This window comes from Paucihalobacter sp., assembly GCF_036825875.1.
Classification (GTDB): Bacteria; Bacteroidota; Bacteroidia; order Flavobacteriales; family Flavobacteriaceae; genus Paucihalobacter.
In genome coordinates this window covers 1-10533 of record NZ_DAISXK010000066.1, presented here as the reverse complement: position 1 = coordinate 10533, position 10533 = coordinate 1, and the positions used below count along the sequence as shown (strand labels likewise).

The 10533-nt window shown below is 38.2% G+C and carries 8 protein-coding genes; 4 read left to right on the top strand and 4 right to left on the bottom strand.

What is annotated here, in order from left to right:
* Nucleotides 1-152: 152 nt before the first annotated feature.
* Entirely contained in the window at nt 153-866 is a 714-nt protein-coding gene (locus V7Z48_RS12920; protein ID WP_334114011.1) for a DUF4197 domain-containing protein, read from the bottom strand.
* A gap of 211 nt (nt 867-1077) precedes the next feature.
* Here V7Z48_RS12920 and V7Z48_RS12915 point away from each other — a divergent pair, with 211 nt between their 5' ends.
* A complete protein-coding gene (locus V7Z48_RS12915) occupies nt 1078-4506 on the top strand; it encodes a methylmalonyl-CoA mutase family protein (RefSeq protein ID WP_334114010.1) in 3429 nt (1142 codons plus the stop codon).
* Between the two features lie 416 nt (nt 4507-4922).
* The gene (locus V7Z48_RS12910) at nt 4923-5219 is read left to right on the top strand and encodes a transposase (protein ID WP_334114009.1); all 297 of its coding nucleotides are present in this window, start codon (nt 4923-4925) and stop codon (nt 5217-5219) included.
* Between the two features lie 39 nt (nt 5220-5258).
* Here V7Z48_RS12910 and V7Z48_RS12905 read toward each other — a convergent pair whose 3' ends face one another.
* A complete protein-coding gene (locus V7Z48_RS12905) occupies nt 5259-6926 on the bottom strand; it encodes a formate--tetrahydrofolate ligase (protein WP_334114008.1) in 1668 nt (555 codons plus the stop codon).
* Between the two features lie 366 nt (nt 6927-7292).
* Between V7Z48_RS12905 and era the strand changes: the two genes are divergently transcribed.
* The gene (gene era / locus V7Z48_RS12900) at nt 7293-8168 is read left to right on the top strand and encodes a GTPase Era (protein ID WP_334114007.1); all 876 of its coding nucleotides are present in this window, start codon (nt 7293-7295) and stop codon (nt 8166-8168) included.
* A gap of 6 nt (nt 8169-8174) precedes the next feature.
* Here the strand turns inward: era and V7Z48_RS12895 are convergent, their stop codons facing one another.
* Together V7Z48_RS12895 and V7Z48_RS12890 are read right to left on the bottom strand one after the other, a co-directional pair.
* A complete protein-coding gene (locus V7Z48_RS12895; protein ID WP_334114005.1) occupies nt 8175-8906 on the bottom strand; it encodes an SIMPL domain-containing protein in 732 nt (243 codons plus the stop codon).
* Nucleotides 8907-8947: 41 nt separating this feature from the next.
* Complete coding sequence (locus V7Z48_RS12890; RefSeq protein WP_334114004.1) at nt 8948-9445, bottom strand: GTP-binding protein; 498 nt, start codon at nt 9443-9445, stop codon at nt 8948-8950.
* A gap of 82 nt (nt 9446-9527) precedes the next feature.
* Between V7Z48_RS12890 and der the strand changes: the two genes are divergently transcribed.
* Nucleotides 9528-10533: ribosome biogenesis GTPase Der (gene der / locus V7Z48_RS12885; RefSeq protein WP_334114003.1), on the top strand; the 1006-nt coding region annotated here is incomplete at its 3' end.

Genomic DNA, 10533 nt, shown 5'->3' with positions numbered 1-10533 from the left:
ACCGACTTTTTAAAACCAACTTTTGCTAATCCAAATTAAAGATAAATGTATGATCTTTCTTTGCATTACAAAGATGCGAAATAATCAACGTGGCAATGTTACCTAAACATTAGCATATAATTAAGCTTGAATTAAATGCAGTTTAAAGTTTGTTATTTATTGTCCTGAAGTGCAAAAACCTTGCGCAACAAATCGGTGCCACGGGCAGAAACTTTGTTTCTAATTTCTTGTTCTTCAACCGCAATCATGGTATAAACACCTTTTAAAGCTTCTTGGGTAACATAATCCGTTAAATCAGGGTTTACACTAGCTGTAAACGGTATAGCATTGTATTTATTAATGAGATTGGCCCAAATTTGATCGGCACCTACCTTGCTAAATGAGTTATTGATAACGGGTTTAAATTTGTTATAAAGTTCGGTTTCTGTGCGTTGGGTCAGATATTGCGTTGCTGCATTATCGGGTCCTAACAATATATTTTTTGCATCAGCAAAAGTGATGTCTTTTACCGCATTTACAAAAATAGGTGTCGCTTCTTTAACGGCATCTTCAGCGGCTCTGTTTAAAACTTTTAAACCTTCGTCTGCTAGATTTCCTAAGCCAATATCGCGCAAACCTTTATCTACCTTCCGTAATTCTTCTGGTAACAAAATTTTCACCAATTCATTTCTGAAAAAACCATCGGTTTCGGTGAGTTTGGTTACTTGCTTATCAATTCCTTGATCTAAGGCTTGTCTTAAACCCGAAGCAATATCGGCATTGGTTAAAATGTCTCCCGATTGTGGTAAATCACCTAAGACTTGTTGTAATTCAGCACATGAAGTCAGTACGATTAGAGCAAAAATTGCAGTAAATTTTCTTTTCATTTTTAATATTTTAGACTGTAAAAATACGAAAGAAGGCAATGTAAAGGATATAGTACGTAGTTCATTTGCTGAAAGTGATTAGAATCCGTCCATAATTTTAAAAATTCACCCAGTGATTTACAATCTAAGTTTCTTTTATATTTCTTAAAATAAGAAACAGTTTTTTGAATATTCCGTAAATTCGCAACACATAAAGCCAGAAGTTTTAAAGATGGAACAAATAGCACCTTATAAGCCAAAACATAAAGTTAGAATCGTAACCGCAGCCTCATTGTTTGATGGGCATGATGCTTCGATAAATATCATGCGTCGCATTATTCAATCTACAGGTGTTGAGGTGATTCATTTAGGTCACGACCGTAGTGTTGAGGAAATCGTAAATACAGCCATTCAAGAAGATGTCAATGCTATTTGTTTAACATCCTACCAAGGCGGGCATAATGAGTATTTTAAATACATGCACGATTTATTGGAAGAAAAAGGTGCTGGACACATCAAAATATTTGGTGGCGGTGGCGGTGTGATTCTGCCAGAAGAAATTAAGGAATTGATGGATTATGGTATCGATAGAATCTATTCTCCAGACGACGGTCGCGAAATGGGATTGCAAGGAATGATTAATGATTTGGTAGCGCAATCAGACTATGGAAGTCCATCACTAAACCTTCCGAAGGGAAAAACAATTGAAGCGTCATTAAAAGATAAAGATGTCAATACCATTGCAAGATTAATTTCTTTTGCAGAAAATAAACATGACGAATTTAAGAAAAGCTTTTCTCCTATTGAAACAACCAGAAAAGAGGTTTCTGTTTTGGGAATCACAGGAACAGGTGGTTCCGGAAAATCATCCTTAGTTGATGAATTGGTGAGACGTTTTCTGATTGATTTTCCCAATAAAACTATTGGAATTGTTTCTGTAGACCCTTCAAAACGTAAAACAGGTGGAGCTTTATTAGGCGACAGAATCCGGATGAATGCCATCAACAATTCACGTGTTTATATGCGTAGTTTGGCCACGCGCCAATCAAATTTGGCCTTGTCTAAGTATGTAAATGAAGCTGTTGAAGTTTTAAAAGCCGCTGAATATGATTTAATCATTTTAGAAACCTCCGGTATTGGTCAGAGTGATACCGAAATTATCGAGCACAGCGACGTATCGTTATATGTGATGACGCCTGAATTTGGCGCTGCTACACAATTGGAAAAGATTGATATGCTTGATTTTGCCGATTTGGTGGCCATCAATAAATTTGACAAACGCGGTTCTTTAGATGCTTTGCGCGATGTAAAAAAGCAATATATGCGCAATCACCAGTTGTGGGATGTGAATCAAGATGATTTACCGGTTTATGGCACCATTGCTTCGCAGTTTAACGATCCAGGAATGAACACGCTTTACAAAGCTGTAATGGACAAGATTGTTGAAAAAACTGGTAGTGACTTAAAATCTACCTTTCATATTTCGAATGAAATGAGTGAAAAGATTTTTGTTATCCCGCCTGCACGCACACGTTATTTATCCGAAATTGCAGAAAACAACCGTGCTTATGATAAAACGGCTAACGAACAAGTTGAGGTGGCTCAGAAGTTATATGGAATTTTTAAAACCGTTGAATCCATCACTGGAACGGTTCCTAAATTAGACAAAGCTGGTATTGATGCTGATTCGCTTCATTCAAGTACAGTTGACAATAAGGATTTCATAAAACTATTAATAAGTGAATTCGACCGTGTGAAATTAAATCTTGATCCTTACAACTGGGAAATCATAACCGGTTGGGATGAAAAGGTGAATCGTTATAAAAATCCGATTTATTCATTCAAAGTAAGAAATAAAGAGATTAAAATAGAAACGCATACCGAATCGTTATCCCATACTCAAATTCCTAAAGTCGCTTTGCCAAAGTATCGAGCTTGGGGCGATATTTTGGGATGGTGTTTACAAGAAAATGTGCCTGGTGAGTTTCCATTTACTTCAGGTCTGTATCCGTTTAAGCGCACAGGCGAAGATCCTGCACGAATGTTTGCGGGTGAAGGCGGGCCAGAACGCACCAACCGACGCTTTCATTATGTGAGTGCTGGTTTGCCAGCCAAACGATTGTCAACTGCTTTTGATAGTGTTACACTTTACGGAAATGATCCAGATTTGCGTCCTGATATCTATGGTAAAATTGGAAATGCTGGTGTAAGTATTTGTTGTTTAGATGATGCTAAGAAACTCTATTCCGGGTTTAACCTTGCTGATGTTATGACCTCGGTAAGTATGACTATCAACGGTCCAGCACCAATGTTACTCGGTTTTTTTATGAATGCAGCCATCGATCAACAATGCGAAATTTACATTCAAAATAACGGCTTAGTAAAAGAGATAGACTCCAAGATTGCCAAAATCTACAAGGATAAAGGTATCGAGCGACCAACCTACCAAGGCGAATTACCCGAAAGTAATAATGGATTAGGCTTGATGTTACTTGGCGTTACAGGCGACCAGGTATTACCCAAAGCAATCTACGAGGAAATAAAAGCCAAAACGATAGCCCAAGTGCGCGGTACCGTTCAAGCAGACATTTTAAAAGAAGACCAAGCGCAGAACACCTGTATATTTTCTACGGAATTCGCCTTGCGTTTAATGGGTGATGTACAGGAGTATTTTATTCACAATAATGTACGTAACTTTTACTCGGTTTCCATTTCTGGATACCATATTGCCGAGGCTGGTGCCAATCCGATATCGCAGTTGGCCTTTACTTTGTCTAATGGTTTTACCTATGTAGAGTATTATTTGTCGAGAGGTATGGACATCAACGACTTTGGTCCTAATTTGTCCTTTTTCTTTTCAAACGGTATCGATCCTGAATACGCAGTTATTGGTCGCGTAGCTCGAAAGATTTGGGCAAAAGCCTTAAAGCATAAATACGGCGCCAATCCGCGGGCGCAAATGTTGAAGTACCACATACAAACATCAGGTAGAAGTTTACATGCGCAAGAAATAGACTTTAACGATATTCGCACCACCTTGCAAGCTTTGTATGCTATTTACGATAATTGTAATTCACTTCACACCAATGCCTACGATGAAGCTATAACCACACCAACCGAAGAAAGTGTGCGTCGCGCTATGGCCATTCAGCTTATTATTAATAAAGAGTTGGGATTAGCTAAAAACGAAAACCCAATCCAAGGTTCCTTTATTATAGAAGAGTTAACCGATTTAGTAGAAGAAGCTGTATTGCTCGAATTTGATAGAATTACCGAACGTGGTGGAGTATTAGGTGCTATGGAAACCATGTACCAACGCAGTAAGATTCAAGAAGAAAGTTTGTATTACGAAACCTTAAAGCACAATGGTGAATTCCCAATAATTGGGGTTAATACATTTTTAAGCTCTAAAGGATCGCCAACCATACAACCTAAAGAAGTGATTCGCGCCACGGAAGAAGAAAAAAAGTTACAAATTAAAACTTTGGAGACTTTACATAAGGCACACGACACTTCAAAACTTCTCAAGGATTTGCAGCAAAAAGCCATTCAAAATGAGAATATTTTTGAAGCGTTGATGGAAGTTTGTAAGTATTGTTCTTTAGGTCAAATTACTCATGCCTTGTTTGAAGTAGGAGGACAGTATAGGAGGAATATGTAAGCAGAGAATTGAGATTTTTCAAGCGTAGCGAACAATAATCTCAATGAATCGCTTATCCCGAGTCTGTCGAGGGATCTATATTGCCAAATTTTGTTAGGGCGACTCTAGAGTCGCCTGTACAGATTTTTCAATATTTCAATTCTTTACTTATTTTTATCATTGATAATGAATCAATAATGAGAAGAAGAAAGCGAAATAGAATGTTAGGTTATGATTATTCCAGCAATGGATTGTATTTCGTCAAGATATTCGTAAAGGATAGGGTTCGTTGTTTGAGTTCTGTTAGGGCAGCTCGCGAGCTGCCCGTTCATGATGGGGCGATTCATGGGGCAAGTCGCGACTTGCCCGTTCGTTCCGATAGGCCAATTTTGATATTAAATAATTATGGATTAATAGTTGAGGAGTGAATAAAATGGTTGGCGAATCAATATCAGTATGTTGAGGTTCATAATTATGTTGTAATGCCCGCTCATGTGCATTTGATTCTTAAAATCGATCGAGCGCGTGTAAAAGATGAAGTGGTTAAAATAAAATCCTTATCGAGTTTAATTGGAGCTTTGAAAACCACGTCTTCTAAGTTAATTCACAATAGCGGCTACAGTGATTTTGCATGGCAGCGTTCATTTTACGATAGCATTATCAGGAATTTAAATTCTTATTATAGCATTTCAAGGTATATTGATTTGAATCCGGAGAAATGGATTGAAGCATGACAATATGAATTTAAATTCTTCCTGCACACTCAAAACCAGCTAAAACAAGCCACTAATCTCACCATCATCACTAATATCAATTAGCTCTGATGCTGGATGTGCAGGCAAGCCTGGCATGCGCATGATATCACCTGTAATTGGAATTAGAAAACCTGCACCAGCCGCAATTTCAATTTCTCTAACTGTGATGATAAAATCTTTTGGTCGGCCTAAAAGTAGCGGATTATCAGAGAGGGATTTTTGGGTTTTGGCAATACAAATTGGCAGATTTTCAAGGTTGAGGTCAGCTATTTTTTGTAAATCGGCTTTGGCTTTCGAGGTGTAATCTACATGTTCAGCACCATATATTTTAGTGGCGATTGTTTCTATTTTTTCTTTTACTGGCATTGCCCAATCGTATAGGGGTGTGAAATTCGACTGATTTTCTGAAACTGCATCTACAACGCACTGTGCGAGTTTTAATGCACCTTTACCACCTTTGGCCCAAACATCGGCAACTGCCACTTTCACTCCTTTTTGTTGAGCAAACTGTTTGATTACTTCAATTTCGGCTTTGCTATCGGTGGTGAATTTATTGATGGCAATAACTGGAGTCACTTTAAATTGCTTAATGTTTTCTAAATGTTTTTCAAGGTTGGGTAATCCATTTTTTAAGGCTTCTACATTTGGTACGGTTAATTCCTTTAAACTTGCGCCACCATGGTATTTTAAAGCGCGAATGGTAGCGGTGAGCACGACCACTTTTGGTTTTAAATTGGCACTTTGGCATTTGATATCGAAAAACTTTTCGGCACCTAAATCAAATCCGAATCCCGCCTCGGTAACGGTATAATCCGCCAAACTCATGGCCATTGTGGTTGCAATTACCGAGTTGGTACCTTGTGCGATATTTGCAAATGGTCCGCCGTGAATAATGGCAGGATTCCCTTCAATGGTTTGTACCAAGTTAGGTTTAATGGCATCCTTCAGCAGCACTGCCATGGCGCCTTGTGCTTTTAGGTCTTTGGCAAAAATGGGCTGTTTCGTAAAAGTGTAACCAATAAAAATATTACCTAAACGTTTTTTTAAATCCGGTAAATCTTTTGCCAGGCATAAAATAGCCATGATTTCGGAAGCTGCTGTAATATCAAAGCCTGTTTCTCTCGGCACCCCAGAAGTTGTACCTCCAAGTCCGACAATGATGCGTCGTAGGGCACGGTCGTTCATATCGATGACGCGTTTCCAAGAAATGGTTCGTGCATCTAATCCAAGAGAATTGGTCTTACTTTGAATGTTATTATCGATAATGGCCGCCAACAGGTTATGGGCTTTTTCAATGGCTGCAAAATCGCCAGTGAAATGTAGATTGATATCTTCCATGGGCAACACCTGAGCATATCCGCCGCCAGTTGCACCACCTTTTATTCCGAAAACTGGACCCAAGGATGGTTCGCGTAACACTACGATACTGTTTTTGCCAAGTTGATTTAAGCCTTCGTTTAAGCCAATTGAAATGGTTGTTTTACCTTCACCAGCTGGTGTTGGTGAAATGGCTGATACTAGTATTAGATGGTTTTTATCAACCTGTGATTGGTTAATGAGTGATAAGGGTAATTTGGCTTTGTACTTGCCGTACATTTCGATGTTATCGGTATCGACACCTAGTTTTTCAGCTATTTGGCTTATGGGTTTTAGGATGGTTTTTCGGGCTATTTGTAAGTCGGTCATAAAGTGTTGTTTTATGTTCAAAATAAAATTTTGATAGGGTAAAACTAAAACAATTAGTAGCTTTTTAAAATGACACTTGTCATATAAACGACGGTTTATATTATGGAATTAAGGAAGACCTCACAGGTTTTCAAAACCTGTGAGGTCTTCAAAAAACTAAATAATTATAAATAGTTTGATAAGACAATTGAAAGTAGATTATTTTTTGAAAATAATAATTGCAGGATTTAGGATAAATTTTGAAGGCATAAAGTGAACTTGATTATTCGTGCAACTTGTTCTCAAGGTACTTGGAGCATTCTTGGCTTTTAATTAGATGAAGCACAATTAACTCGAAAGGTTGTAACTTTGTAAAAAATTAGAAAGATGCACAAGGCAGGTTTTGTAAATATTATTGGCAACCCCAATGTTGGGAAATCCACTTTGATGAATGCTTTTGTGGGTGAGAAGTTATCGATTATTACCTCGAAGGCGCAAACCACGAGACATCGTATTTTGGGGATTGTAAATGGGGAAGATTTTCAGATGGTATTATCGGACACGCCTGGTATTATCAAGCCTGCGTACCAGTTGCAAGCATCTATGATGGATTTTGTGAAGTCGGCCTTAGACGATGCAGATGTGCTTATTTACATGGTTGAAATTGGTGAGCAAGATCTTAAGGACGAAGCGTTTTTTAATAAAATTACCAATTCTAAAATACCAGTATTGTTATTGTTGAATAAGATTGATACTTCTAATCAAGAAGTTTTAGAAACCCAAGTGCCTTATTGGGCGGCAAAGGTTCCAAATGCCGAGATTTTTGCTATTTCTGCTTTGGGTGGATTTGGCGTGCCAGAAGTTTTTAATCGTATTGTTGAATTGTTACCCGAATCGCCACCATTTTATCCAAAAGACCAGCTTACCGATAAGCCCGAGCGTTTTTTTGTGAATGAAATTATTAGGGAAAAGATATTGATTCACTACAAAAAAGAAATTCCGTATTCGGTAGAAATCGACACCGAAGAATTTTTTGAATCCGACAATATCATCCGCATGCGTTCGGTAATTATGGTGGAACGTGAAACTCAAAAAGGCATCATTATCGGACATAAAGGCGCTGCTTTAAAACGTGTAGGTGTTGAGTCTCGTAAAGATTTAGAGCGCTTTTTTGGTAAACAAGTCCATTTGGAATTATATGTTAAAGTCAACAAAAATTGGCGCAGTAATGAGCGCCAGTTGAAACGTTTTGGATATAACTAAATTAGGTTATTTTACTTTATAATCTAACTTCATGGTGATGGAAGCTGTTTTTTCTTTGGATGAGGTATTATAAGTACCACCCCAAGAATAATCTTCGCTAGAATTTTGACCAGTGATTTGAAAAATCCCCATTTTAGCGGTGATTAAATCGCCTAATTTTGCTCCAGAATTATCTGCAATTTTTTGTGCTCTCGCATAGGCATCTTGGGTAGCTTTTGAGACCATTTCAAGTTTTAAATCGGCTAATTTGGTGTAGTAATAGCGCGGTGGTTGTGAATAGAATTGAATACCTTTATTGAGTAGTTCGGTGATTTCGCGTGACACCTTTTCGGTATTTTCTACGTTTTTGGAATCTATCTGCAGGGATTGTGTTAGCACATAGCCTAGAAATTCTTCACCCATATATTTACCATCCGATGAATATTTAGATTGGGTATTGTTACGACTGTTAACAGCTTTAAAAACCAGTTCTTCTCTGGTGATGCCTTTGCTTAAAAGGTATTCGGTAATTACGGCTTTATCTGCTTCGAGGTCTTTATAGGCTTGTTTTAAATCTGAACTTTCTTTAGAGAATGAGCCTTCCCAAACAATTAAATCGGAAGTGAAGTCGGCGTTGCCCAAACCTGTTACGGAGATATTGCCTTGGGGATTATTTCGATTGATGACTGCGTTACCTAGTAGATAGGCAGCGATAACGATGGCAATGCCAAAAATAATGGCGGAGATGTACTGTTTCATAGGGGAACTATTTAGGGTGAATGAATTTAATAATTATACGTTTAAATCGCTTTGATGGTTGCTTCCATATAAATTTTTAGTTTTTGCATTTCGGCTTCGCCCGTTTTTTTACCAATACTACCGCCTGCATACAACACAAACCAAAAGATTACCATGAGCATTGCCACTATGAGTTGAATATGATAATCGTTGTTCAAACTCCAGTTGGAGTAAGCCCAAATACCAAAAATCACGAAGGCAGTTCCAACCAAAAAATGAAGGAACATAAAAAAGGTCCAAACCGTTGGGCTTGGTCCGTAGAGGCCATGAACTATACAATGGTTATCATCTTTGTGATTGATTTCTAAATGAAGCTCCGGTGTCCAGAATTTCTGTTTGCTTTTTTGAAATCTGATAAACACGTGATCGTCTATTCGTGATACTACATATTCTTTTTGTGTCGTCTTGCTTTTTTCAAATTGCTTAAGAACGGTCTCGTTGTGATATGGCCATTCTTTTTTAAATCGCGGTCTTAAAATTAGGTCGTTTGCTTCATTCATGATGTGATGATGTTAGGATTGTGAAAAGTTACATAATTTTTCTTCAATATTAAATAGTACCTTTGCAAACAATTTAAATGCCATGAGTAGTATAGTAGCCATAGTAGGAAGACCCAATGTGGGTAAATCGACGTTGTTCAACAGATTAATTCAACGCCGAGAAGCCATTGTAGATGCCGTTAGTGGTGTTACAAGGGACCGTCATTATGGCAAGAGTGAATGGAATGGTCGCGAGTTTTCTGTGATAGATACTGGTGGCTACGTGCGTGGGAGCGATGATGTTTTTGAAGCAGAAATTGATAAACAGGTAGAATTAGCAATTGACGAAGCCGATGCTATCATTTTTATGGTAGATGTGGAAAGCGGCGTTACCGGAATGGACGAAGATGTGGCTGAATTACTCCGAAAAGTGGACAAGCCAGTTTTTCTGGTAGTTAACAAAGTAGATAATAACAAACGCGCTGAAACGGCCATGGAATTTTATTCCTTGGGACTCGGGGAATATTTTACAATTGCAAGTATCAACGGAAGTGGTACTGGTGATTTGTTAGATGCTGTGGTAAAGGCATTACCAGAAATGGAAAATGAAGAACCTAACGAATTGCCAAGATTTGCAGTTGCAGGCAGACCAAATGCTGGCAAATCTTCCTTTATAAACGCCTTGATAGGTGAGGAGCGTTACATTGTGACCGATATTGCAGGAACTACAAGAGATTCGATTGATACCAAATACAACCGATTTGGTTTTGAATTTAACTTGGTGGATACTGCTGGTATCAGACGAAAGTCTAAAGTAAAAGAAGATTTAGAATTTTACTCCGTGATGCGCAGTATTCGTGCTATTGAGCATTGTGATGTTTGTTTATTGGTGTTAGATGCTACGCGTGGTTTTGACGGCCAAGACCAAAACATTTTTTGGTTGGCAGAGCGCAACCGAAAAGGGGTAGTAATTTTGGTAAACAAATGGGATTTGGTAGAAAAGGACACCATGACCACCAACGAATTTGAAAAACGCATCCGAGCGGAAATAGCGCCTTTTACCGATGTGCCTATTATTTTTATATCGGCGTTAACCAAGCAGCGTATTT